Origin of the sequence: Nonomuraea sp. NPDC049607 (genome assembly GCF_040675375.1) — a bacterium.
Taxonomy (GTDB): domain Bacteria; phylum Actinomycetota; class Actinomycetes; order Streptosporangiales; family Streptosporangiaceae; genus Nonomuraea.
The window spans coordinates 282017-305922 of record NZ_JBFAOV010000003.1; the positions used below are offsets into that span (position 1 = coordinate 282017).

At 72.0% G+C, this 23906-nt stretch carries 22 protein-coding genes; 13 read left to right on the plus strand and 9 right to left on the minus strand.

Going from position 1 to position 23906, the window contains the following annotated elements:
• Positions 1–9: 9 nt before the first annotated feature.
• Positions 10–4695 carry an FtsK/SpoIIIE domain-containing protein gene (locus AB0J97_RS08650; RefSeq protein ID WP_364086262.1) on the minus strand — a complete coding sequence of 1562 codons (4686 nt, stop codon included), beginning with the start codon at positions 4693–4695 and terminating at the stop codon, positions 10–12.
• A 349-nt stretch (positions 4696–5044) separates the two neighbouring features.
• Here AB0J97_RS08650 and AB0J97_RS08655 point away from each other — a divergent pair, with 349 nt between their 5' ends.
• The 12 genes from AB0J97_RS08655 to AB0J97_RS08710 all read left to right on the plus strand — a co-directional run bounded on the left by AB0J97_RS08655 (position 5045) and on the right by AB0J97_RS08710 (position 15286).
• Complete coding sequence (locus tag AB0J97_RS08655; protein WP_364086264.1) at positions 5045–5722, plus strand: hypothetical protein; 678 nt, start codon at positions 5045–5047, stop codon at positions 5720–5722.
• 1 nt (position 5723) lies between these two features.
• Positions 5724–6440 (plus strand): hypothetical protein, encoded by a 717-nt coding sequence (locus AB0J97_RS08660; protein WP_352361875.1) that lies wholly within the window; start codon positions 5724–5726, stop codon positions 6438–6440.
• Entirely contained in the window at positions 6437–7732 is a 1296-nt protein-coding gene (locus AB0J97_RS08665; RefSeq protein ID WP_364086266.1) for an ATPase, T2SS/T4P/T4SS family, read from the plus strand. Before AB0J97_RS08660 ends, AB0J97_RS08665 begins: the two co-directional genes overlap by 4 nt.
• Positions 7733–7734: 2 nt before the next feature.
• Positions 7735–8583 (plus strand): type II secretion system F family protein, encoded by an 849-nt coding sequence (locus AB0J97_RS08670; RefSeq protein ID WP_357702547.1) that lies wholly within the window; start codon positions 7735–7737, stop codon positions 8581–8583.
• Positions 8576–9496 (plus strand): type II secretion system protein, encoded by a 921-nt coding sequence (locus AB0J97_RS08675; protein WP_357702549.1) that lies wholly within the window; start codon positions 8576–8578, stop codon positions 9494–9496. Before AB0J97_RS08670 ends, AB0J97_RS08675 begins: the two co-directional genes overlap by 8 nt.
• Complete coding sequence (locus tag AB0J97_RS08680) at positions 9496–9723, plus strand: hypothetical protein (protein WP_364086269.1); 228 nt, start codon at positions 9496–9498, stop codon at positions 9721–9723. The genes AB0J97_RS08675 and AB0J97_RS08680 overlap by 1 nt, the downstream gene beginning before the upstream one ends.
• Positions 9707–10129: a TadE/TadG family type IV pilus assembly protein gene (locus AB0J97_RS08685; protein WP_364086271.1), complete on the plus strand. Its 423-nt coding sequence runs from the start codon at positions 9707–9709 to the stop codon at positions 10127–10129. The genes AB0J97_RS08680 and AB0J97_RS08685 overlap by 17 nt, the downstream gene beginning before the upstream one ends.
• Positions 10126–10521, plus strand: a complete 396-nt coding sequence (locus AB0J97_RS08690) for a TadE family protein (RefSeq protein WP_364086273.1) — start codon at positions 10126–10128, stop codon at positions 10519–10521. The genes AB0J97_RS08685 and AB0J97_RS08690 overlap by 4 nt, the downstream gene beginning before the upstream one ends.
• Positions 10522–10541: 20 nt before the next feature.
• Positions 10542–10928: a pilus assembly protein TadG-related protein gene (locus tag AB0J97_RS08695; protein ID WP_364086275.1), complete on the plus strand. Its 387-nt coding sequence runs from the start codon at positions 10542–10544 to the stop codon at positions 10926–10928.
• A 70-nt stretch (positions 10929–10998) separates the two neighbouring features.
• A complete protein-coding gene (locus tag AB0J97_RS08700) occupies positions 10999–13731 on the plus strand; it encodes a hypothetical protein (protein WP_364086277.1) in 2733 nt (910 codons plus the stop codon).
• The gene (locus AB0J97_RS08705; protein WP_364086280.1) at positions 13728–14348 is read left to right on the plus strand and encodes a hypothetical protein; all 621 of its coding nucleotides are present in this window, start codon (positions 13728–13730) and stop codon (positions 14346–14348) included. Before AB0J97_RS08700 ends, AB0J97_RS08705 begins: the two co-directional genes overlap by 4 nt.
• Entirely contained in the window at positions 14345–15286 is a 942-nt protein-coding gene (locus AB0J97_RS08710; RefSeq protein WP_357702563.1) for a hypothetical protein, read from the plus strand. The genes AB0J97_RS08705 and AB0J97_RS08710 overlap by 4 nt, the downstream gene beginning before the upstream one ends.
• Here the strand turns inward: AB0J97_RS08710 and AB0J97_RS08715 are convergent.
• The 5 genes from AB0J97_RS08715 to AB0J97_RS08735 all read right to left on the minus strand — a co-directional run bounded on the left by AB0J97_RS08715 (position 15283) and on the right by AB0J97_RS08735 (position 20049).
• Positions 15283–15714 (minus strand): MarR family transcriptional regulator, encoded by a 432-nt coding sequence (locus tag AB0J97_RS08715; protein WP_364086285.1) that lies wholly within the window; start codon positions 15712–15714, stop codon positions 15283–15285. The two genes, AB0J97_RS08710 and AB0J97_RS08715, sit on opposite strands and share 4 nt — an antisense overlap.
• A gap of 134 nt (positions 15715–15848) precedes the next feature.
• Complete coding sequence (locus AB0J97_RS08720; RefSeq protein ID WP_364086287.1) at positions 15849–16772, minus strand: hypothetical protein; 924 nt, start codon at positions 16770–16772, stop codon at positions 15849–15851.
• A 36-nt stretch (positions 16773–16808) separates the two neighbouring features.
• Positions 16809–17315: a methylated-DNA--[protein]-cysteine S-methyltransferase gene (locus AB0J97_RS08725; protein WP_364086289.1), complete on the minus strand. Its 507-nt coding sequence runs from the start codon at positions 17313–17315 to the stop codon at positions 16809–16811.
• Positions 17312–18715 carry a DNA-3-methyladenine glycosylase 2 family protein gene (locus tag AB0J97_RS08730; RefSeq protein ID WP_364086292.1) on the minus strand — a complete coding sequence of 468 codons (1404 nt, stop codon included), beginning with the start codon at positions 18713–18715 and terminating at the stop codon, positions 17312–17314. Before AB0J97_RS08730 ends, AB0J97_RS08725 begins: the two co-directional genes overlap by 4 nt.
• 77 nt (positions 18716–18792) lie before the next feature.
• Positions 18793–20049 (minus strand): MFS transporter, encoded by a 1257-nt coding sequence (locus AB0J97_RS08735; protein WP_364086294.1) that lies wholly within the window; start codon positions 20047–20049, stop codon positions 18793–18795.
• A 60-nt stretch (positions 20050–20109) separates the two neighbouring features.
• On the opposite strand from AB0J97_RS08735, the gene AB0J97_RS08740 reads away from it, so the two are divergent.
• Positions 20110–21108, plus strand: coding sequence for a DUF5937 family protein (locus tag AB0J97_RS08740; protein WP_364086297.1), 999 nt, complete (start codon positions 20110–20112; stop codon positions 21106–21108).
• On the opposite strand, the gene AB0J97_RS08745 is transcribed toward AB0J97_RS08740, so the two are convergent.
• From AB0J97_RS08745 to AB0J97_RS08755, 3 genes are all read right to left on the minus strand, one after another.
• The gene (locus AB0J97_RS08745) at positions 21066–22007 is read right to left on the minus strand and encodes an NYN domain-containing protein (protein WP_352321648.1); all 942 of its coding nucleotides are present in this window, start codon (positions 22005–22007) and stop codon (positions 21066–21068) included. The two genes, AB0J97_RS08740 and AB0J97_RS08745, sit on opposite strands and share 43 nt — an antisense overlap.
• Positions 22008–22114: 107 nt before the next feature.
• The gene (locus AB0J97_RS08750) at positions 22115–22315 is read right to left on the minus strand and encodes an acyl-CoA carboxylase subunit epsilon (protein ID WP_357702576.1); all 201 of its coding nucleotides are present in this window, start codon (positions 22313–22315) and stop codon (positions 22115–22117) included.
• Positions 22312–23901, minus strand: coding sequence for an acyl-CoA carboxylase subunit beta (locus AB0J97_RS08755; RefSeq protein ID WP_364086300.1), 1590 nt, complete (start codon positions 23899–23901; stop codon positions 22312–22314). Before AB0J97_RS08755 ends, AB0J97_RS08750 begins: the two co-directional genes overlap by 4 nt.
• Between the last annotated feature and the right edge of the window lie 5 nt (positions 23902–23906).

The window sequence follows — 23906 nt, forward strand, 5'->3', positions numbered from 1 at the left end:
GGGCAGTGGTCAGGGGGTGTCGGGGAGGGCCGTCTGGACAGGGGTGACGTTGCCGGTGGTGACCAGGAGGCCGCGCCCCGGAGGACCGCCGCCGGCCCCGCGAGGCAGCCGGATGCCGAACAGGTCGCCGTCGGTCGGGCCCTGGACCGACAGGAGCACCCCCGTACGGGACTTGCGCGTCTCGGCCACGAACCCGCGGTAGACGACCGCCAGATCCCCGGTGGCACCGGCGATCAGCAGGCCGTGATCGCCGTCCCGGCCGGAGCGCAGCACCTCCTCCAAGGCGGTTCCCAGCGGTGAGTCCGGGTTGACCAGCTCGGCGTCGTCCACCACCACGACGTACTGGCTCAGGTCTGCGACCAGTTCGGGCAGGTTCGTGGCGTTCCCGTCGAGCACGGCCACGGCGTCCGCCAGCTCGCGCAGCGGGCTCCGCCTGGGCGCGACGGCGATGACCGGCGTGCCCGCGGCGACGAGCGACCGCGCGGCCGTCACCAGCACGGACGACCGCCCCGAACGCGACGGCCCCGCGACCACCGCGCCCGGTCCGTGGGCCAGCAGGTCGAAACCGAGCGGGGTGAGCGCGTCCCCACCCGCGCCGACCAGCGCCCACAGCGGTGACGGCGGCGTGAACGCGGGATCGAGGTCCATCGTCTGGGAGGCGGTGATCCGCATCGGGAGCGCGTCGACGCGCAGCGGCCGCTCGCCCTCCCGGCCTCGGCCGTCGAGCCCCGCGGACTGCGGGCTCGCGGAGCGGGCCAGGGCCTGGAGGGCGGCGACCTGGGCCGGGCCCGCGGGATCGGCGGACAGGAGGGCGATGTGGTGTTCGGTGATGCCGTGCTCGCCCAGCGACAGGGCGCGTCCCGGAGGCATGGACGCGGGCAGGCCCTTGAGCGGGAAACCGGCCAGGCCGTAGTCGGACGGGTCGGCCAGACGCAGGAGAAGGCGGTCGTCGAAGACCGTCGAGACCTGGCCGAGCAGGCCCGACCGGTCGCTGGTGACCACCGCCCGCAACCCCACCGCCGGGCCCTCGCGCAGGAGCTGGAGCAGGGCTTCGATCAGACGCCCGTAGTCGTAGCTCTCGAACGCGGCGACGAAGCCCTCCCAGCGGTCCAGCATGAGCACCAGCCAGGGCAGGCGGTGCCCGGCCTGGCGGTATTCGGCCAGCGAGGCGTGGCCCGCCTCGGCCAGGAGCTGCTGGCGGCGGCCCACCTCGGCGCGCAGGCGGCCGAGCAGGCGCTCGACCCGTTCGATCTGGTCGCGGGTGACGACGGCCCCGCAGTGAGGCATCGCCATGACGGGCAGCAGCGCGCCCGAGCCACAGTCGATGGCATGGACGTGCACGTCGGCGGGCGACGTGCGGGCCGCGATCGCGCCCGCGATCGTGCGCAACGCCGTCGAACGGCCGCTGCGGGGGGCGCCCGCGATCAGCAGATGGCCTCCGTTGGCCAGGTCGAGCGCCAGCGGGCACCGATCCTGCCGCCACGGACGATCGGTCACCCCGAACGCCAACGCCCCCACCTCGGAGAACCCCTCGGCCGCGCCTTCCGGTGACATGGGCTCGCCGAGCGGCGGCGGGCCGGTGGGGGGCAGGTCGAGGACCAGCTGGGTGGGCAGAGGGTCCAGCCACGGGCTCGGCTGGGCCGGGACGCCCGCCAACCGGGCGGCCTCGATGAGCGCGTCGGCCACCAGCCCGAGGTCGGTGCCCGCCGCCTCCTCCTCCGGCTCCGGAGGCGGCGGCAGGGCCCTGCCGAGCGAACGCCAGTCGACCTCCAGCACGCGCACGCGCCGGGCCGGGCCACCGGCGGACGGCGTGCGGGCGGGGCTGCGCCCGCCGACCCGGGCCGTCTGGACGGCGATCGCCGCCCCCGCCCCCGACCGCACGTAACACCGCCCAGGGGTGGACTTGGAGATCGCGGCCGCGTCGGGAAGGTCGATGACGTCGGTGGACTCGGCCGGCTCGGTCACCCGCAGCGCGATCCGCAGCGACGTGTTGGCCTGGATGTCGGCCGTGACCACGCCGGCCGGCCGCTGGGTGGCCAGGATCAGGTGGATGCCCAGCGAACGGCCGCGCCGCGCGATGTCCACCAGGCCGGCCACGAAGTCGGGCAGCTCGGCCACCAGCGCGGCGAACTCGTCGATGATCAGCACCAGGCGCGGCAGGGGCGCCTCGCCGGCGTAGTCGTCGATGTCCTTCGCGCCCGCCGCCAGCAGCAGGTGCTCCCTGCGCCGGATCTCGGCCGCCAGCGAGTCGAGAGCCCGCTGGGTCAGGTGCCCGTCGAGGTCGCTGACCATGCCGACCGTGTGCGGCAGGCGTACGCACTCCTTGAAGGCGGCCCCGCCCTTGTAGTCGATCAGCACGAACGTGAGCTGGTCGGGCCGGTTGGCCACCGCCAGCGAGCAGATCAGGGTCTGCAGCAGCTCGGACTTGCCCGCGCCGGTGGTGCCGGCGATCAGCCCGTGGGGGCCGTCGAACTTGAGGTCGACCGAGAACGGGCCGTCGGGGCCGACGCCGATCAGCGCCTGGGTCGTGCCGTGGGCCCGCCACCGGCTCGCCAGTTCCTTGCCGGCGGGCTCGGGCATGCCCATCAGGTCGAGCAGGCGGACGGCTCCGGGCAGGTTGCCCGCCGGATCGTCCCTGCTCACGTCGCGGATCGGGGACAGGGCCCTGGCCAGCCGGTCGCACCAGGCGGACGAGACCAGGTCGCCCAGCACCGGCCCGATCACGTCGAGACCTCCGCCGAGCAGGCGGACGAGGCCGTCGGAGCCGCACGCCGCCACCGTCTGGCACTCCTCGGGCAGCAGCCGCTGGTCGTCGTCGATGGCCAGGGTGAACACCCCGGTACGGGGGCCCTGCCGCAGGACCTGGGGCATGTTGGGCAGGCCGCGCAGGATCTGGGCGCCGTCGAGGATCACCAGCACGTCATGGGGACGCACGTCGTAGGAGGAGAAGCTGGGCTTCTCGGGACCGCCCAGATCGTCCCAGCCTGTGGGGATCTTGCCGAACTCGGGGATGGCGGTGTTCTGGCGTTCGTCGATGAGCGCGGCCAGCTCGGCGACGCGGCGGGCGGCCGACTCCGGGTCGGTGCCGACCAGGGCCACGCAGTCGTCGCCGGAACGCGGGGCGCAGTGCGGCAGCCAGCGTGTCCAGCCCCAGCGGCGTTCGCCGTCGGCGCGCGCGGACACGACCACGATGGCCAGGTCGCGCGGGCTGTGCAGGGTGGCGGCCTGGGCGATCAGCCAGCCGGCCAGGCTGGTCGCGGCCTCACGGGGGCCGGTGACGCCCGCGACGCCGAGCCGGCGCATGGCCAGCGCGACCGGCACGGCCCGGCAGAGCGGCGGGTCGATGGGGCCGCCCTGCTCCTCCGACAGGTCGAGGTTGGCGGGCAGGTCGGCGAGGCCGACGCGCAGCCGCAACGAGTCGGCGTCGTGGATCCTGCGCTCCCACAGCCGCCTGCGCGGCCCGGTGGCGGTGAGCAGGACCTGGGCCGGGTCGGGCGCGTCGGACCGGCGCGCGGCCTCGTCGGCGACCCTGGCCTGCTCGACCTCCTCGTCGTAGGCCCGGACCCGTTCGCCGAACTCCTTGAGCGCCTGCTTGTGCTTCTTCCTGCCGTGGCGGCGGTCGCTGACCCACTGGCCGATCATGATGATCGGCGTCATCAGGGCGACGAGCAGGTAGTAGGGGGCGCGCAGGGCGAAGGCCAGCGTCACGCCGAGCACGGCGGGCAGGAGGGCGGCCAGCAACTGCAGCCGCATGCCCTCGGCCCTGGTCGGCTCCTTGGGCTTGACGAACTTGCGCGCGGGCTCCGGACGGCGCAGCCTGGGCGGCCGGTTGTAGGCGAGGCCGCCCTCGCTCCTGGGGGCGAGGTGGGCGTCCTTCGGCTCGATCGAGGTCAGCACGAACACCGACGATCCGCAGGTCAGGACCGCCTGGTCGGGCCACTCGGCGGGCTCGGTGAGCGCCCTGCCGTCGAGCTCGGGAGTCTCGCCCTGTTCGGCGGCGAGCTCGGCCGCCTCCCGCTCGGCGACCCGCGCGGTCAGCTCGGCGACCTCCTCGGCCCACCGCCCCTTGAGCTTGAGCCTGGAGCTCTGCCCGGGGCCCTGTCTGGACGCCCGCTCGACGGTGATCGCGTCGGGCGTCACGCGCACGGCGACGGCCTCGGCGGCCAGGAGGGGGTCGGCGACCGCCATCGCGCACGTCGCGTCGGACCCGATGACGTGCACGCCCAGCCCCAGGCGGTGGACAGTGCCCGCCGCCGGGCCGCCGATCACGCGGACCTCGGCCACCCCGCCGGGCTCCTCGACGACGGTGGCGCGGGCCAGGCGCGGGTCGAGCGTGACCTTGTCACCGTCGCGCAGGACGGCCGCCGCCACGGCACGCGGATCAAGGGGACGCCCGTCGCGCCAGAGCAGGGCGCCGGAGTCACCGGGCACGCCGGCGGGGGCGTCGAGCCGGTCGGGGACGCGCGGACGGGGGATGCGCGCCTCGACCCGGCCCCGGCCCCGCACCTTGGCCTCAGCCTCGGCCTCGGGCGACAGGCCGTAGGGCGCGCGTGTCCTCGGCAGGTGGACGACCTTCGCCATGGACGTGCGCCCGCTCAGCGCCTCGGTCACCCCGGCCACCGTGGCACCGTCGTCGCCGTCGATCACCACGTCACGGTCGCCCTGCTCGCCGAGCACGGTGAGCATGATCCGCATGTGCCGTCTCCTCGCTCGACCTCGGGCGCCAAGGTAGCGCCAGAAGCGAGAGTAGGCGTCCCGGTTGACGCCAACGGCATGAGAACGCGTTCCTGTGGATAACTCGCGGGCTCAGTCCGGAACATTTCTGATAAATCTGTGACCAGCGTGACCGAAGATAAAATTGTGACTACCATGCCGATAAATCGGTATTCGTCAACTTGGTAGAGACAATAGGCATCGATTGTTCCGGGTTGACATCACGCCACCTGCGAAACAAGCATGGGTCCTCGCATTCCGCCCACGCCTCACCCGGGCGCCCCACATAATGGGCGTGAATTCCGCATTTCACAATGGGAGCCCCCCACCCATGAGGACCAGTGAAAAACCTGTCGCCGACAACGCGGCGGCGGGGTTGTCCGGCCCGGCCTCGCGTAAGCTCCCCGTGCCCCCACGCGAACGCAAGCCGGCCCTCGCTGCGCTGGCCGTCCTGCTCATTCTCGGCGGCGCGCTGGCCACCACGCTGCTCGTCCTGCGCAGCGGCGACCGCGTCTCCGCCATCAGGATCACCCAGCAGGTCGGCGCAGGCCAGAAGTTCGTGGACGGCATGCTCGAAGAGGTGAAGATCGCCTCGGACACGGGTGTCGACTACGTCCCCTGGTCCCGTCGGGGCGAAGTGACCAAGAGCTTCGCGGCGGTCACGATCCTGCCGGGCACCCTGCTGACCAACCGGATGGGCAGCAAGGCCAGCGACGAGCTCGGCCCGGGGAAGGCCACCGTCGGCCTCGCCCTCAAACCCGGCCAAATGCCCGCCGGAATTGAACAGGGCGACCGCGTCCAGGTGGTGTACGTGCCGAACCGTACGGCTCAGGGGCAAAGCCGCGTGCTCGCCGAGAGCGCGCTCGTGTTCAGCACGGGCGACAAGAGCAGAACCGGCGGTAATTCCGGGCAGATCACCGTGATCGTTGATTCGTCCGACTCGCCACAAATACTCGCCTACGCCTCCAGCGGAGAGATCGCGGTGGCCGAGCTTCCGGGAGCGCGCTGACGTGGCGCTGATCGTTCTGGCCGCCGACAAGGGCGCGCCCGGCGTGACCACCGCGGCCACGGCCCTCGCGGCGGTGTGGCCGCGGCCCGTGCTGCTGGCCGAGTGCGACCCGGCCGGAGGCGACCTCGCCTACCGGCTGCCGGCCGCCGACGGCGGCGTGCTCAACCCGGGCAAGGGCCTGCTCACACTCGGCGCGACCGCCCGCAGGGGCCTCGAACCCGCCCAGATCCACCAGCACACGCAGAAGATCATCGGCGGGCTCGACGTGCTGGCCGGGCTGACGCACGGCGAGCAGGCGGCCGGGCTCACCTGGCTCTGGGGCCCGCTGGGCAGGTCGCTGGCCGCCATCCCCGACGCCGACGTGATCGCCGACTGCGGCCGGCTGGGCTCCCACCCCCAGATCGCCGACCTCCTGGCCGAGGCCGAGCAGGTGCTCCTGCTCACCAGAGCCACCCTCGACCACGTCGCCCACCTGCGCGAACGTCTCCAGATCACCAAGGCGCACGGCGTCGTCGTGATCGCCGACCCGCGCAACTACCGGGCCTCCATCGAGGACGTGCGCAGGATCGTCGGCCCCATCGTCCAGTTCGTCCACGGGCTGGCCCACGATCCCAAGGGCGCGGAGCTGCTGCGCGGCCAGTGGGGCGGCCGGCTCGACCGGTCCCTGCTGATCCGTACGGCCCGCGACCTGGCCGCGAGGCTGGTGAGCCACCGATGATCGACCACACGCTCGTCAAACGCTTCCGCCAGGAGGTCGGCGACCGGCTGGCCCACCAGCGCCGGATCGACCAGGCGAGCGGCGTCCCGCCGATGTCCGGCGAGGACGAGCGGCAGTTCGCCAGGGCGCTGATCTCGCAGGTGCTGGAGGAGCACGCGCGCAACGAGATCGGCCTCGGCCGCACGCCGCCCACCATCGAGGAGGAGGAGGGCCTGGCGGCCGGCATCCACGCCGCGCTGTTCGGCGTCGGCCGCCTCCAGCCGCTGCTCGACGACCCCGAGGTCGAGAACATCGACATCAACGGCTGCGACCGCGTGTTCGTCAGCTACGCCGACGGCCAGGAGATCATGCACGACCCGGTCGCCGAGTCCGACGACGAGCTGGTCGAGCTGATCCAGATCCTGGCGGCGTACTCAGGGCTGTCCAGCAGGCCGTTCGACACCGCCAATCCCCAGCTCGACCTGCGGCTGCCCGACGGCTCCCGGCTGAGCGCGGTGATGGACGTCACCGTGCGCCCGGCCGTGTCGATCCGCCGGTCCCGCCTCGGCAAGGTCTTCCTGTCCGACCTGACCGGCAACGGCACGATCAGCCCGGAGATCGGGAGGTTCCTGACGGCGGCCGTCGCCGCCCGCAAGAACCTCATGATCGCCGGGTCCACCAACGCCGGCAAGACCACCCTGCTGCGGGCGCTGGCCAACGAGATCCCGGCCACCGAGCGCCTGATCACCGTCGAACGCGCCCTGGAGCTGGGCCTCGACCAGTTCTCCGAGCTCCACCCCAACGTGGTCGCCTTCGAGCAGCGCCTGCCCAACTCCGAGGGCCAGGGCGAGATCTCCATGGCCGAGCTGGTCAGGCGCTCGCTGCGGATGAACCCCAGCCGCGTCATCGTCGGCGAGGTGCTGGGCGACGAGATCGTCACCATGCTCAACGCGATGACCCAGGGCAACGACGGCTCGCTGTCGACGATCCATGCCAACTCCAGCATGGAGGTCTTCAACCGCATCGCCACCTACGCCCTCCAGGCCGGCGAGCGCCTCCCCATCGACGCCACCCACATGCTCATCGCGGGCGCGATCGACTTCGTCGTCTTCATCGAGAAGCGCAACGACTACCACGTCGGCGGCACCCTGCGCCGCTACGTCTCCAGCATCCGAGAGGTCAACGGCTGCGACGGCCGCGTGCTGTCGAGCGAGGTGTTCGTGCCGGGCCCCGACGGCACGGCCGTGCCGCACGCGCCGGTCTCGTGCCTGGAGGAGCTCATCGCCCACGGCTACAACCCGGGAGGCTGGTGAGGATGGCCTTCGACCTCGACCCGTTCGCGATGCTGGCCGGAGCGGCCGCCGGCGGCGGCCTCTTCCTGTTCTTCCTGGCCCTGTACGGCCTGCGCCGCCGCCCGTCCCAGCCGAAACGTCCGCTCGTCAAGATGCTCACCACCCGCACCGCCGTCGCCGTGGTGGCCGCCGGCCTGGTCCTGGTGATCACGGGCTGGCCGGTCCTGGCGGTGGGCGCGGTGCTGCTCGTGTTCGCCTGGCGCGGGCTGTCCGGCGGCGCGGCCGAGGAACGCGCCGCCATGCGCCGCCTGGAGGGGCTGGCCGCCTGGACCGAGTCGCTGCGCGACACCATCGCCGGGGCGGCCGGGCTGGAGCAGGCGATCCCGTCCTCCATCAGGGCCGCCGCGCCGTCGCTCCGGCCCCACCTACGGGCCATGGTCGACCGCCTGCACACCAGGATGGCGCTGCCGGAGGCGCTGTCCCGCTTCGCCGACGAGCTCGACGACCCCTCGGCCGACCTGGTGATCGCCGCGCTCATCCTCAACTCCCGGCTGCGCGGCCCCGGCCTGCGCGACGTGCTCGGCGCGCTCGCCGTCTCGGCCCGCGAAGAGCTCGACATGCGCCGCCGCGTCGAGGCCGAACGCCGCTCGACCAGGCGCAGCGTGCAGATCGTGGTGATCACCGCGCTGGTCTTCGCCGGGCTGCTCATCCTGTTCAACCCCGCCTACGTCAGCGAGTACGGCTCCACCCTCGGCCAGGCCGTGCTCGTGGTCGTCGGCGGCCTGTTCGGCGCCGGCTTCGCGTGGATGCGGCGGCTGGCCAGGTTCGACAAGCCGACCCGGCTGCTCATGGGAGGAGGCGGCCATGGTTGAGGGCGTGCTGGCCGGAGCGGTGCTCGGCCTCGGCCTGTTCGTACTGCTGCGCGCGCTGTTCCCGGCCCGTCCCGGGCTGGTGGCGCGGCTGCTGGCGCTCGACGCCGTGCGCGAGGACGCCGACGCCCCGCGCATCCAGCTCCTGCTGCCCGAGGAGGAGGTCAGCGCCTTCCGCCGCGGTCTCGGCGCCCGCCTGGCCCGTCTCTACGGCGCCCGCGGCTGGGAGGCCCGCTCGGTCAAGTCCGACCTGGCCCTGCTCGGGCGCTCGTTCGAGGCGTTCCTGGCCACCAAGGTGCTGCTCGCCGCGAGCGGCCTGCTGGCCTTCCCGATCCTGCTCGGCTGGCTGGCGCTCATGGGGTGGGGCGTGTCGTTCACGGTCCCGTTCTGGTCGGCCGTGCTCGTGGCGCTGCTCTTCTTCTTCCTGCCCGACCTGCAGATCCGCAAGGAGGCCGCGGCCATGCGACGCGACTTCCGGCACGTCGTGGGCGCCTTCCTCGACCTGGTCTCGATGAACCTGGCGGGCGGGCGCGGCGTGCCCGAGGCGCTGATGATGGCCGTCTCGGTCAGCGGCGAGCAGCCCAACTGGGCGATGGGCCGCATCCGCGACGCGCTGGGCGGCGCCCGGATCGTCGGCATCACCCCGTGGCAGGCGCTCGGCCAGCTCGGCGAGGAGATCAACGTCGACGAGCTGCGCGACCTGTCGGCCGCGCTCGGCCTGGTGGCCGACGACGGCGCCAAGGTACGCGCCTCGCTCACCGCCAGGGCCGCCACCCTGCGCCGGCGCGAACTGGCCGAGATCGAGGGACGGGCGGGCGAACGTTCGCAGTCGATGCTCGTGGCCCAGCTCCTCCTGTGCGCCGGTTTCGTGATCTTCCTCAGTTTTCCCGCCGCAATGAAGATGTTGGGGGCCTGATGAACCATCCCTGGATCGTCTATCTCACCGCCTACCTCGGGGTGCGGATCCAGCGTGCCCGCACCGCGCCCAGCAGGGGCGCCTCCGCCGTCGAGTGGGTGATCATCACGGCCATCATCGCGGGCGTCGCGCTCGGGCTGGCCACGCTGATCAAGACCCTGGTCGAGCAGAAGTCCAGCGAGATCGAGGGCACGTTCGGCGGCGGCGGTGGTGGCGGAAACTCGTGAGCGGGGCGCGACCGTGATCGAGCTGGCGCTGCTGATGCCGGTCGTCCTCGCGGTCGCGCTCCTCGTCGTGCAGGTCGCGCTCTGGTTCCACGGTCGTGAGATCGCCGAGGCGGCGGCCAGGGAAGGCGCGCGGGTGGCCCGGTCGGCGCCGTTCGACTCGGGCGACTGGCAGGGCGCGGCCACGGCGAAGGCCACCGACATCGTCAAGGCCGTCGGCCCGCGTCTGCTGGAGAACGCCGCGGCCACCACCTCCGAGCAGGACCCCGACCAGCGCTTCGTCACGGTGACGGCCAGCGCCGTGCAGGTCGTGCCGCTGCTGCCGCCGCTCACGTTCACGATCACGGCGACCGCGGGCGGGCCGATCGAGTGCTTCCGTCCCGACAACGGCGGTGATGACTGCCGATGAAGCCGGGCGAGCGCGGTTCGATGGCCGTGGAGACGGTGATGCTCGCCCCCGTCTTCCTGCTGTTCCTCATGTTCCTGGTCGGGGCGGGGGTGCTGGTGGAGACGCAGGGGCGGGTCAACGGGGCGGCCAGGGACGCCGCGCGCGCCGCGTCCGTGCAGCGCGGCTTCGACGACGCGGGCGCCGCGGCGGAGAGCACCGCGAAGAGCGCGCTGGAGGGCAAGTGCGGCGGCACCACCGTGAACCTGGACGGGTCCACCTGGGAGGCGGGCGGTCAGGTGCAGGCGGAGGTGGCCTGCGAACTCGACCTCGGGTTCCTGGGGTTCGGCGGCACCAAGCGGTTGACGGGCACCGCCGTGGTGCCCCTTGAGCAGCTCGTCAGGCGGGAGCCGTGAAGGAGGGGGAGCGGGGGTCCATGTCGGTGTTCACCGTGCTCTTCTCCGTCGTGGTGTTCCTCCTGGCCGGGCTGCTGGTCGACGGCGGCGCGGCGATCAACGCCCGGCTGCGCGCCGCCGACGTCGCCGAGCAGGCCGCGCGGGCGGGCGCGGACCAGATCGACGTCGACCGGCTGCGCACCGACGGGCAGGTCACCCTGCTGGACGAGGGCCAGGTCTGCGCCAGGGCCGACGAGATCGTCGCGGCCCAGGGCGGCGACGGCGTGGCGCGCGGCTCCTGCTCGGTCGAGCAGGAGCGGGTGACGGTCAGCGTCTCGGTGCGGTGGGAGGCGTTCTTCCTCGGGGCCCTCGGGTTCCCGGGTTCGGAGATGAACGGCGAGGCCACGGCCGCCCCTGAAGCCAGGTAGACCGATTCCCGCCACTCGGTGGCCGGGGCAACGCACGAGGCAGGACGCTGGACGGAAGAAGGGAGCGGCGATGCCGACGCGAGAGCCGACGCGAGAGCCGACGCGTCCCCCGGGGCGGCACCAGCCCAGGCGGCCGCCTGCGCGCGTCCCGGCCAGGCGGACGTTCGGCGACGTGGTCGCCGGGCTCGCGGCGCTGGTGGCGCTGGTGGCGCTGGTGGGCGGGGTGCCGTACGCGCTGCTCATGTTCGCCGGGCCGCCGGTCACGGCCGAGATGCTCGACCTGCGGTTCTTCACCGCCGAGGTCGGGCCGAGCACGATCCAGGCCGTGCTGGTGCTGCTGGTCTGGCTGGCCTGGTTCCAGCTCTTCGTGTGCGTGCTGGTCGAGGTGTACGCCGGTGTCCGGAGAGTCGGGATGCCCGCCCGCGTACCGCTGTCAGGCGGCACGCAGGCGCTGGCCAACAAGCTCGTCGGCGCGGTGCTGCTGCTGTTCACCGCCGGGGCGATGATCGCGCCCATCGCGCGGATGGCCGCCCCGCCCGCCGCGCCGCCGGTGACCGCGGTCGCCTACTCCGCGCCGATCGTCGAGCGGACGCTGGACACCCACAAGACCAAGAAGGTGTACGTGGTGCAGCCCCCGCACGGGCGTCACCACGAGAGCCTGTGGGAGATCGCGGAGAAATGCCTGGGAGACGGCCGCCGATATCCCGAAATTTACCGACTCAATCAGGCCAAGGAGCAACCGGACGGCACCCGCCTGCGCATGGCCGACCTGATCCGGCCCGGCTGGGTGCTCGACATGCCGGACGACGCCAGGAACGCCCACATCGTCCCCGCCGGCCAGTCCCGCGAGCAGACGCTGCGCGAGCACCCCGGCGTGGCCCACACGCGCGCCCAGCCCGACGCCCGGCACGACGTCGGGAAGAAGACCGCCGACAAGGCCGACAAGACCGAGAAGGACCAGGCCAGGCACCGCAAGCCCGACGTCCGGCAGGACCAGCCCGAGATCACCATCAGGGAGGCCCAGAGCCTCGACCTGATCGACTACCTGGCCGGGGCGTCGCTGGCCGCCGCCGGGCTGCTGGCCCTGCTGGCCAGGAGGCGGCGGGAGCAGTTGTGGCGCAGGGTGTTCGGGCGCAGGATCGTCCGGCCGCGCGACGACGCCGCCCAGGCCGAGGTCGCGCTCAGGCTGGGCGGCGACGCGCCCGGCGCGCGCATCCTCGACATCGGGCTGCGGCTGCTCGGCGCCGAGCTGGCCGCCCAGCACCGCACCCCGCCCACCGTCTACGGCGCCCACCTGTCCCCGCGCACGCTCGACCTGTGGATCCACCCGCCGGACGACGACCCGCCCGAGCCGTGGACGGCCGAGGACGGCGGCCAGGTGTGGCGCCTGCCCGCCCACGAAGGCCGCCTGCTGGAGGAGCAGGCGGTCGGCGCGCCGTACCCGGGGCTGGTCTCGATCGGCACGGACACGGGCGGCCGGGTGCTGATCGACCTGGAGGCCGCGCAGGGCCTGATCAACGTACGCGGCCCGCAGACCACCGCGGCGCTGGCCGCGCTCGCCGTCGAGCTGGCCACCAACCGCTGGTCCGACCGTATGCGCATCACGCTCGTCGGGTTCGGCGAGGAGCTGACCGCGATCGCCCCCGACCGGATCAGGGCCGTCGGCAGCCTGGCCGAGGTGCTGCCCGAGCTGGAGGCGACCGCCGCGCCGCGCAGGGAGGTGCTCACCGGACGCGTCTCCGGCAGCCCGCGCGACGCCCACTACCTGCTGTCGGCCGTGGCCCCCACGCACGAGGAGGCCCGCCGCCTGGCGCTGCTGGCCCGCCGGGACACCGCCGGGTACGTCCTGGCCGGCGACGTCCCGCACGCCACCTGGACGCTGGAGATCGGCGACGACGGCAAGGCGCGCATCGCCGAGCTGGGCTTCGAGGTCGAGGCCCAGCTCCTGCCGCGCCGCCACTACAAGGCGCTGGTCGACCTCTTCCACACCGCCGGACGGCTCGACGGCGAGGCGTATCCCGAGGCGGAGCCGCTGGAGGGCCTGCACCCGCCCGCCGTCGAGATCAAGATGCTCGGGCCCGTCCAGATCGTGGGGCTCGCGCCGCTCGAAGAGGGCCGCATGGCGCTGGCCACCGAGCTGCTGGTCTACCTGGCCACGCATCCCGGCGGCGTGCATCCCGTCGTGCTCGGCGGCGTGCTGTGGCCGCGCGGCGTGCAGACCATGGTCAGGGACGCCACGATCGCCCGCGTCGCCGACTGGCTCGGCCCCGAGCACCTGCACGTCGACGAGGCCGGACGGCTCAGGCTCGGTCCGGAGGTCCGTACGGACTGGATCCTGTTCCGCGAGCTGGTCCGCCGTTCCCAGCACGACGCGACGGCCCGGACCGTCCTGCTGGAGAAGGCGCTCGGCCTGGTACGCGGCCCGCTCCTGGCCAATCGCCCGTCCGGCCGGTACGCCTGGCTGGCGGCCGACGACCTGGAGTACGACGTGGCGGCCGGCGTGGCCGACGCGGCCCACCGGCTGTGCGAGCTGCGGCTGGCCCAGGACGAGCCGGACGCGGCGGTGGCGGCCGTACGCGCGGCGTTGCTGCTGGCGACCGACGACGAGGGGCTCTGGCGCGACCTGCTGCGGGCCACGCACGCCACCGGCGACGCCGTCCGCATGCGGGCCGTGGTCGAGGTCCTGACCCGCAGGGCCGCCTCCCACCCGTACGGCGGCGGGATGGCCCCGGAGACCGAGGCGTTGATCGAGGAACTGCTGCCCTCGTGGCGCATCCACGTGGTGAGGGAGTCGTCCGCATGAGACGTATGTCGGTGATCGCGCTCGTCCTGGTCGTGGCGGGGTGCGGGCAGGCGGCGCGGCCGTACACGCCGCAGCCGGGCACGGCGGGGAGCGCCCCGGCGCCCGCGACCGCGACGGAGGGCTCGGCGCGACCCTCCGCGGGCGCGCCCGGGGTCGAGACGATCGAGGTCGGCGGCGGGAAGTTGCGGGTGGACATCGACTGGCCGGACCGGCGCGATCCGCTCATGACCGTCATCACCGACTGGTACCTCGCCTCCCGCAAGGTGATGGTCTCGGGAAGCGATCGATACCTGAAGGATCTGGATCTCGAACTCCAGGCGGTGCGCCAGGCGTATGACGGAGTACGCCGGTACACCGAGGAGGACAGAAGAGTGAAGGGCGTCGCCCGGCTGTACGACCTGCGCGTCACGAAGGTCCTGGACAAGGGCGCGCAGGTCGACACCTGCGTGGATGAGTCGAAGGTACGCGTGGTCAGCGCGAGCAGCGGCGAGGCCGTCTCACCCCAGCCCTCCATCATGCGCGCCCCCTACCTGCAGAGGGCCCTCGCGCACCGCGGCGACGACGGCGTGTGGCGGATCCGGGAACTCTTCTACGACCAGGAAGGATGCGCGCGATGAACCGCGTGATCTCGCTGGCCACCGCGGCCCTGATGCTGCTGGGGCACCTCGACGCCCCGGGCGACCCGGGTGACACGGCCGGCAGCCCCATCGAGCACGGCAGGACCAGAGGGATCGAGCTGCGCAACTCCCGGATCGTCGTCTCCGGCAACGGCGCCAAGGGCGGCAACACCGACGGATACGTTCTCAAACGCCCCTGCTGGTACGAGCCCGGCATGACCGGGGCCGAGATGCTGAAGTCGCAGGAGTCCGTGCGCGACTACTGGTTCCGGTACACCAAGGACGCGTCCGAGGAGAAGTTCCAGGAGTTCCTCAAACAGTTCAAGGACAAGGTCGGCAAGGACGGTCGCTGGTGGGGCCCGGCCTACGACGCCTCCGACCCGAAGGGCCAGGTCTGCTTCGCGGCGCTCGACCCGTTCGTGTTCGTGCCGCCGGGCACGACGCCGCCCGCCGGGATCACGATCCGGGAGCTGGCCGAGATCGCCAGGGCGTCCCTGACCGTGCCCGAGCCCACGATCAAGCTGAGCCCCGACGCCAAGAGCTTCGTCAACCTGCCCACCTGGGTCTGGGTGGAGGGCCTCGGCGAGCGGCGCAGGTCGGTGACCGCGGAGATCCCGGGCGTCATGAGCGTCACCGTCGTGGCCACGCTGAAGAGCATCAAGATCGACCCGGGCACCACGAAGGACCGGGCCGAGGTGCACGAGGAGGGCTGCGGGGCCGCCGGACGCGCGTACGCCAAGGGAGCCTCCTTCACCTGCGGCGTACGTTACCTGCGGGCCTCGATCGACCAGCCGCGCGAGGCGTACCGGCTCACCGTGACCACGTCGTGGCCGGTGGAGACGACCGGTGACGCCGTGCCGTTCCAGTTCGCGCCCGTCGAGGTGGGCGCGACCCGGGACGTGCCGGTCGGCGAGATCCAGAGCAACGTGAAGCCCTAGGCGATCACCGCGGCCAGTGGGGCCAGCTCGGGCTGCTCGGCCGCCTCGGCCAGCACCTCCTTCAGCACCGTGTCGTGCGTCGGGCCGGCCCGGGTCAGCAGGTCGCGGCCGCCGGGGGTGACCTCGGAGTAGATGCCGCGCCGGTCGTCCTCGCACAGGTAGCGCTTGAGCAGGCCGCGCTTCTCCAGGCGGGTGACCAGCCGCGTCGTGGCGCTCTGGCTGAGGACGACGGCACGGGCGAGCTGCTGCATGCGCATGTGCCAGCCGTCCTGGCGGGCGAGCACGTCGAGCACGGTGTACTCGCTCACGCTCAGGCCGTGCTCCTTCTGCAGCGCCTTCTCCAGCCTGTCCTCGATCTTCGCGTGCAGCGCGGCGAGGGTACGCCACCCCTGGGCGCGCGCCTCCACGGCGTCGTCGGCTAGAGGCATGTGACACCCTCCTCCTCATACGAGCGTCCGACAGATAGTCGGCGTGCACAAATAATGCCTACGCCTACTAACGTCGTATGAGAAGCATTCTATGCCTCCAGCCCTACGGCATCGGGGCCACCGGGCGACGCGCCTCAGCTCGGGTCGAACAGCTCCTCGGCGGCCTCGACGGTGAGAGCCCTGTCGATCCAGGATTCGAGAACGTCGAGGTCGGTGCACTGACCGATCCGCTCGGCCGCTTCCTCCGGCACCGTGATGCCTCGTGCCTCCAGGATCCGCAGGATCGCCTTGGCTTCGCCTCGGGCTTCACCTCGGGCTTCACCTCGGGCTTCGCCGAGGGCCTCGCCTTCGGCCACGCCTTCGGCCTTGCTCTCGGCGACCCACTGGCGGACCCACTTGCTCTTAGGCTCGCGTGTTCCCATAGCCATAGTGAACTCCAGGAAGTTGTTGACGACGACCTCGGGCAGCATCGATAGCACGAGGTCACTGTAGATTTCCCGCTCTTTGGGCAGATGCTCGACAGAGTCGAAGAAGGTTTGCAGGATCTTGAGGCCCTCCTCGCCCGAGCGGCCGTGCACGATGGCCGAGAGCGTGGCGAGCTCCGGTTCGGCGATGGCCTGGAGGAGGTCGGTGACCTTGGGGATCCGGTCGGGCCCGATCACGATCGGGTTGAGTATCCAGCCGGGGTGCCCCATCTCGATGGCCTGCTCGCACTTGAGCGCCTCCGCGGGATCCGGGCAGAAGACCAGCAGCATGCACGGGCCCTTGATGCGGGCGCGCAGCGTGGCCAGGTAGACGGGCCAGGACCAGGTCTTCTCCTTCCGGTATCTCCGCTGCACCTCCACGACGATCCCCGCCAGCGGCTTCCCGTTGGCGAGGACGACGACCGCGTCGGCGCGGAACTCGGTCGGCTGGCAGGCGGTGAAGTCCGAGCTTTCCAGCCGGGCCTCGTCGAATGGGGGGATCGGCACGCCCGCCTCGGCCAGCAGGGTGGCGACCAGAGAGGGGCGTTGCCGGACGAGTTCGAGGAGGAACTCATGTTCCAGGGTCGGCGACATGCGAACACATTACCGAACGCTGTCGAGCGATTACTCTCAGTTGTGCTTTTGTCCGCTTTCGTGGGCGAGGAGCCACTCCTTCACCGGGACGCCGTAGTAGTACCCGCCGTAGCCGCCCGTGCTGGGGAGGACGCGGTGGCAGGGGACGAACGGGGCGATCAGGTTCTGGGCGCAGGCGGAGCCGGCGGCGCGGGCGGCGGTGCGCGGAAGGCCGGCGGCCTGGGCCAGTTCGGCGTACGAGACCGTCGTCCCCGCGCGGACCTCGCGCAACGCCTCGTGCAGGCGCTTGCGGGTGGGGGAGCCGGGCTGGGAGACCGGGACGGCGTCCAGGGCGTCGAGGTCGCCGTCGAAGTAGGCCCGGACGGCTTCGGCGGGGGCGCCGAGGTCGTCCACCACGTCCAGGCCCTCCGCCTGCAGGGCGGGGGTGAGGCGGACGAACATCTCCGCCGGGTCGGCCGTGAAGCCGCCCGCGACGAGGACGCCCTCGCGGGTGAGCAGCGACAGCGAGCCGATCGGCGTCGGCAGGACCTGAGCGGTGATCATGAGGAGCTCCAGAGGTGCAGGGCGGCGTAGGCCCGCCAGGGCCGCCACCGTTCGATGTGGTCGTGCGGGATGCCCAGGGCGGCCATGCGCTTGTTCAGCACGAGGTCGCCCGTGGGCCAGGCGTCGGGGTCGCGCAGGGCGCGCAGGGCGATGTAGCTGGCGGTCCACGGGCCGATGCCGGGAACCTTCAGCAACTCGGCCACGGCCTCGGCCGGGTCCTGGCCGCCGTCGAGGTCGATGTCGCCGTCGGCGACCCGGCCCGCCAGGTCGGAAAGGGTCGCGATCCTGCGGTTGGTCAGGCCGAGGCCCGTCAGGTCGGCCTCGCGCAGTTCGGCCGCGGTGGGGAAGAGGGGGCCGCCGGTCCTGGCGACGATGCGGCCGAGCAGCGTACGCGCTCCGGCCACCGAGATCTGCTGGCCGACCACCGCGCGTACGGCCAGCTCGAACCCGTCGAACGTGCCCGGCACCCGCAGCCCCGGCCGCGCCCGGACGAGCGGGGCCAGCGAGGTCTGGCCGAGCGCCTCGGCGATGGCGTCGGGGTCGGCGTCCAGGTCGAGCAGGCGGCGGCAGCGGGCGACGACGCGGGCGAGCTGCCGGGTGTCGGCCACGGCCACGTCGAGGGCGATGTGGTCGGGACGGGGGGTGAGGCTGATCGTCCCGCCCGGCACGACCCTGGAGTACGACGCCGGGCCCGCGACCTCAAGGCCGGGGATGGCCCGCGAGGTCAGGAACCCGAACACGCCCGCCACGTCGTACGGCTCGCGCCGGTGCAGCCGCAACCTCAGCGTCACCGGCCCGGCGACCTCGGGCTCGGGCGGCGCGGCCGGACGTCCGGCGGTGGCGCGCAGCTCGCTGGGCGTGAAGCCGTACGTCTCCCGCATCGTGGCGTTGAACTGCCGCACGCTTCCGAACCCGGCCGCGAACGCCACCTCGGTGACCGGCAGCCCGGTCTCCGTCAGAAGCTGCTTGGCCAGCAGGAGCCGCTTCGTCCGGGCCACGGCCAGCGGCCCGACGCCCAGCTCGGCCACGAACAGCCGGTGCAGGTGGCGTTCGGTGATGTGCAGCCGCCGGGCCAGCCCCGCCACGCCCCGCTCGTCGGCGGCGCCGTCGTCGATCAGCCGCAGGGCCCGGCCGACGAGGTCGCCGCGCAGGTCCCAGCCGGGGTCGCCGGGCGACAGCTCGGGCCGGCAGCGCTTGCACGGCCGGAACCCGGCCGCCTCCGCCGAGGCCGCGTGCCGGTAGAAGCGCACGTTCCTGGAGGAGGGGGTACGCGCCGGGCAGATCGGCCGGCAGTAAATGCGTGTCGTCGTCACCGCGGTGTAGAAGCGCCCGTCGAACCGGGAGTCCCTGGCGGAGACCGCCCGGTAACAGGAGTCGAAGTCGAGCTCTAGGGGTGACATGCCTCCGAGACTATGCGCGCGCCGTGGGTGCCGACCGGCGGAAATCGGACCTGACCATGAAAACGCAGGTCACCAGCTCAGAGCGCCTGACCAGCGGTATTCGGACCCGACCGGCGAAGGGCTGAGAAGTGGATCGGCAGCCAGCTCACGGCCATGATCACCGCGCCCGTCCAGAGCGACGCGCGCACCCCCCACAGCTCGCCGATCAACCCCGCCAGCAGCCCGCCGAGGCCGACCGCGCCCGTCAGCAGCAGCCGCATCGTGGCCGTCATCCGCCCGAGCAGGTGGTCCGGCGTGACCCGCTGCCGCAGGCTCACCAGCAGCACGTTGTTCACCCCGGTACGGAACGTCACCACGAACCACGCCGCAGCCGCGGCCCACAGCCACGCCCCGGGCCCCAGGAACGGGATCACCAGCGCGGGCGGGGCGGTGACCAGGCTGACCAGCCACACCGTGCGGCCGGTGCCGAAGCGCCGGCCGAGCAGATGGGCCGACGACGAGCCCGCGAGCACGCCGAGCCCGCTCACCGCCAGATACGCTCCAAGCACCCACTCCGGATAGCCGAGCTGCCCCACGATGAGCACCGGCAGCAGGACCGAGCAGAGCGGGAACGCCAGGTTCGCCATCGCACCCTGGACCAGCGCCGCGACCAGCACCCGGTTGCCGAGGATGAACCGTACGCCCTCCGCGATCCGGGCCCGCATGGACTCCGCGTCGCCCGCCGGGCCGTCCTGGACGAGGGCCGGCTCGGGGACGCCGCGCAGCCAGGCCGCCGACCACACGTAGCTCAGCGCGTCCAGCAGCACGGCCACCGGCGCGCCGGCGACCTGGACGAGCACCCCGGCGACGCTGCGCCCGGCGACGTCCATGCCCGCCGCCGTGCCCACGAGCAGCGAGTTGGCCGACGTCAGCCGCTCGCGTCCGATCAGCCCCGGCACGATGCTCATGGACGCCACGTCGAACAGCAGCGTCCCCGCCCCGACGAGCGTCGTCACCACGTAGAGCTGCGCCATGGACAGCACGCCGGCCCACCACGCCACCGGCACCGACAGCAGCGCCGCGGCCCGCGCGGCGTCCATCGCGACCATCAGGCGGCGCCGCCGGACGCGGTCCACCCATGCCCCGGCGGGCAGCCCGAGCACCAGGGCCGTGAGCGTGGCGAGGGCCGAGAGCAGCCCGACCTCGCCCGCGCCCGCCCCGAGGACGGTCACGGCGAGCAGCGGGAGTGCGACGTAGCCGATCTGGGTGCCGAGCTGGCTGACCGTGCCGGCGACGTACAGGTTGCGGAACGCGTGAAGCCGCAGAAGTGGAGCTTCCACCAAGGTTGCTGACATGTCGGCAGAATGCTGAAATGTCGCTCAAGGCCGCTATCGATTAAGTGACAAGCAAATCCAATGACCCTGGACCTGACGTTCACCGCCCACGACATCGCCAACACGCGCTTCGCCGTCTCGCCGCTCGGCGAGGTCGTGACCAGCGTGCGCGTGGTGAAGAACCCCGCGGCGCACCCGCTCCTGCGCCCTTGGGCCGACCAGGTGCGCCGCCGCCTCCAGGACGTGGACTGGGGGCTGCTGTCCGACCTGGTCCCGATTCCCACGGTCTCGATCGCGGGCTTCACCTGCACGCCGCCCTCGACGTCCATGCCGGACCTGGAGCTGGAACTCGCCACGATGCGGGGCGCGGCCGCACGGGTCCGCACGGACCTGGACAAGATCGGCGGCCCCTGGACGAAACGGGTGCAGGCCCTCTACGACGACCCGGAACAGGGCCTCGAACGCCTGGCCGTGGAGGTGGCCGACTATTGGGAGGCGGCGATGGCGCCGTACTGGCCGCGGATCCGATCGCTGCTGGAGGGCGAGATCCTGTACCGCGCCCGGCTGCTGGCCGAGGGCGGCGCCCAGCGCATGCTGGCCGACCTCGACGACGCCGTCACCTGGGACGGCGGCACCCTGCGGCTGGAACACCTGTACGTCACCGGCCGGCGGTCACTGAGGGGGCTCGGGCTGCTGCTGGTGCCGTGCGTGTTCGCCTGGCCGCGGGTCCTGTCGGTCACGACGCCGCCGTACCAGCCGACCGTGCGCTACGCGCCGCGCGGCATCGCGACGCTCTGGGAGCGCCGCGAGGTGGACCCGCCCGAGGCGCTCGCCGCCGTGCTCGGCAGGACGCGCGCCCGGCTGCTGGCCGAGCTCGACCAGCCGGCCTCCACGCGCGACCTGGCCCAGCGCGCCGGGCTCTCCGAGCCCGGCGTCAACCAGCACCTGACGGCGCTGCGCAAGGCCGGCCTGTGCACCGCGCACCGCACCGGCCGGTACGTGCTCTACGCCCGTTCGGCCGTCGCCGAGACGCTGCTCTACTTGGAGGAGACCCCCACCCCCAGGTCGAACTCCCGGTAGACGCGCGCCCAGAACCCGTCGCGCAGCCAGACCCGGGCCTCCGGGTAGGGCCGCAGCGAGTGGCCGAGCTCCTTCTCCGCCTCGATCAGCAGCTCGGTGTCGATCACGGTCGGCAGGATCGGGCCAGGCAGCAGGTCGCGGATGTTGTCGCGGCCGCGGGTGAGTATCCACTTCTGGGCGACGTGCTCGCCGACGTCCTCCACGCGCGGGCGGCTGGGCCCCAGCTTGGCGACCTGGCCGGGCTTGGCGTGCGGCTTGACCGGCGCGCGCCCGGCGAACACCTGGGCGGGCGAGGGAGCCGCGGCGGGCGGGGTGACCGCAACCGGCTGCGGAGCGCGACTGAAAAAGGGTCTCAGGAAATCGGCGGAGATCACTTCCACCGTGTCGGACTCCCACACCAGGCGCTCGGCCTGGTTGGTGCCGTAAGGGGGCTCGACGCCCCACAGGTGGATGCGCACGCCGTACGCCTGCGCCGCCTCGACCGCCGGGACCATGTCCTCGTCGCCGGCCAGCAGGATCGTGTCGGTCACCGCGTGATGCCGGGCGAGTGCCTCCAGGTCGCTCCTGATCTGCGCGTCGACGCCCTTCTGCTGGCCGCGGGCGTTGAGGTTGCCAAGGCGGACCTTGACCCACGGGAGCTGGGCGATGACCCGCTGATCGACGGTCGGCACACGGTCGCGGGCTGCGTCATACCAATAGATCCGCAGAAGTTCGCCGGAAATACGTTCCTCTGCATGTTTCTGTAGACTCTGGATGAGCTCATCGGCGGCCACCCGATATTCCTTGCGTTCCTTCGCGCCGAGCAGCACCTCACCTGCCGCAGCGTACAGATAACCGACATCCACTAGGACGGCGTACTTGGCTGCCACAGGATGCGGCATGAGGTCTGGGATGGCCATGTCGTCCTCCAGGCCGCGGTGTTAGTTGATCGGCTGACTATATACGCCTACTTTCTCTAGATAGTCCCAACTCCCGGGGAACTTGACACCCGATTCCCGGGATCTATCTAGGGTAGTGCGCTCATCCGCCAAGCCGCCTTCCCCGGCAGGCCAGGGTTACGCATACCTCTGGCGGGGTTTCGCCATGTTTGTCTACGAGGTCTCTCGGGTTCCGCGTACGCGCTCCTGCGCGTGGCGAGCACGGCCACCACGGCCGCGATCTCCTCAGGCGTGGCCTCACCTCGGACTATACGCAGGTGGTCGCTCATAGAGGAATGTTCCCATGCTTCTTCGGTGGCAGCGAGGCCCTCTTGTTACGCAGGGCGCGAAGTGCCCGGACAACTTGGGGGCGAGTTTCGGACGGCCGAATCACCGAGTCCACATAGCCGCGTTCGGCCGCGATGTACGGATTGGCCAATGTGTCCTCGTACTCGGTGACGAGCCGGGCGCGCTCGGCGTCGGGGTCGTCGGAGGCGGCCAGTTCGCGCCGGTAGAGGATGTTGACCGCGCCCTGCGCGCCCATGACCGCGATCTGCGCCGTGGGCCAGGCGAGGTTGACGTCCGCGCCGAGGTGCTTGGAGCCCATGACGTCGTAGGCGCCGCCGTACGCCTTGCGGGTGATGACCGTGACCAGCGGGACCGTGGCCTCGGCGTAGGCGTACAGGAGCTTGGCGCCGCGGCGGATGATTCCGTTCCATTCCTGATCGGTCCCGGGCAGGAATCCCGGTACATCAACAAAAGTCAGGATCGGAATATTAAAGGCATCACAAGTTCGAATAAATCTGGCGGCCTTCTCGGAGGCGTCGATATCCAGACATCCGGCGAAATGCATGGGTTGGTTGGCGACGACGCCCACCGGCTGGCCGTCCACGCGGCCGTAACCGACCACGATGTTCGGCGCGAACAGCGCGTGGACCTCCAGGAACTCCCCGTCGTCGAGCACGTGTTCGATCACCTGGTGCATGTCGTACGGCTGGTTGGGGGAGTCGGGGATGATCAGGTCGAGCTCGGGCTCGGGCTCCAGGTCGTCGGCCGCGGCGAAGGCGGGGGCCTCGTCCAGGTTGTTGGAGGGCAGGTAGGACAGCAGCGCCTTGACGTAGTCGAGGGCGTCGTCCTCGTCGGCGGCCTGGTAGTGGGCCACGCCCGACTTGGTGTTGTGCGCGCGGGCCCCGCCCAGCTCCTCGAACGTGACCTCCTCGCCGGTCACCGTCTTGATCACGTCGGGACCCGTGATGAACATGTGGGACGTCTGGTCCACCATCACGACGAAGTCGGTCAGGGCGGGCGAGTAGACGTGGCCGCCCGCGGCGGCGCCCATGATGAGCGAGATCTGCGGGATCACGCCGGAGGCGTGCACGTTCCGCTTGAAGATCTCCGCGTAGAGGCCGAGCGCGACCACGCCCTCCTGGATGCGCGCGCCGCCGCCCTCGTTGATGCCGATGATCGGGCAGCCGGTCTTCAGCGCCAGGTCGAGGACCTTGACGATCTTCTCGCCGTACACCTCGCCGAGCGAGCCGCCGAAGACCGTGACGTCCTGGGAGAACACGCAGACCTGCCGGCCGTCGATCGTGCCGTGGCCGGTGATGACGCCGTCGCCGTACGGCCGCCGCTTCTCCAGCCCGAACATCGTGGACCGGTGGCGGGCGAACTCGTCGAACTCCACGAACGAGCCCTCGTCGAGCAGCGCGAGCACCCGCTCGCGCGCGGTCATCTTGCCCTTGGCGTGCTGTTTGTCCACCGCCGACGACGAGCCGGCGTGCACGGCCTCGTCGAGCCTTCGCTCCAGGTCGGCGATCTTGCCTGCGGTGGTGTGGATGTCCGGCATCTCCGGCATGGGATCGGCGGCAGCGCTCATGCGCG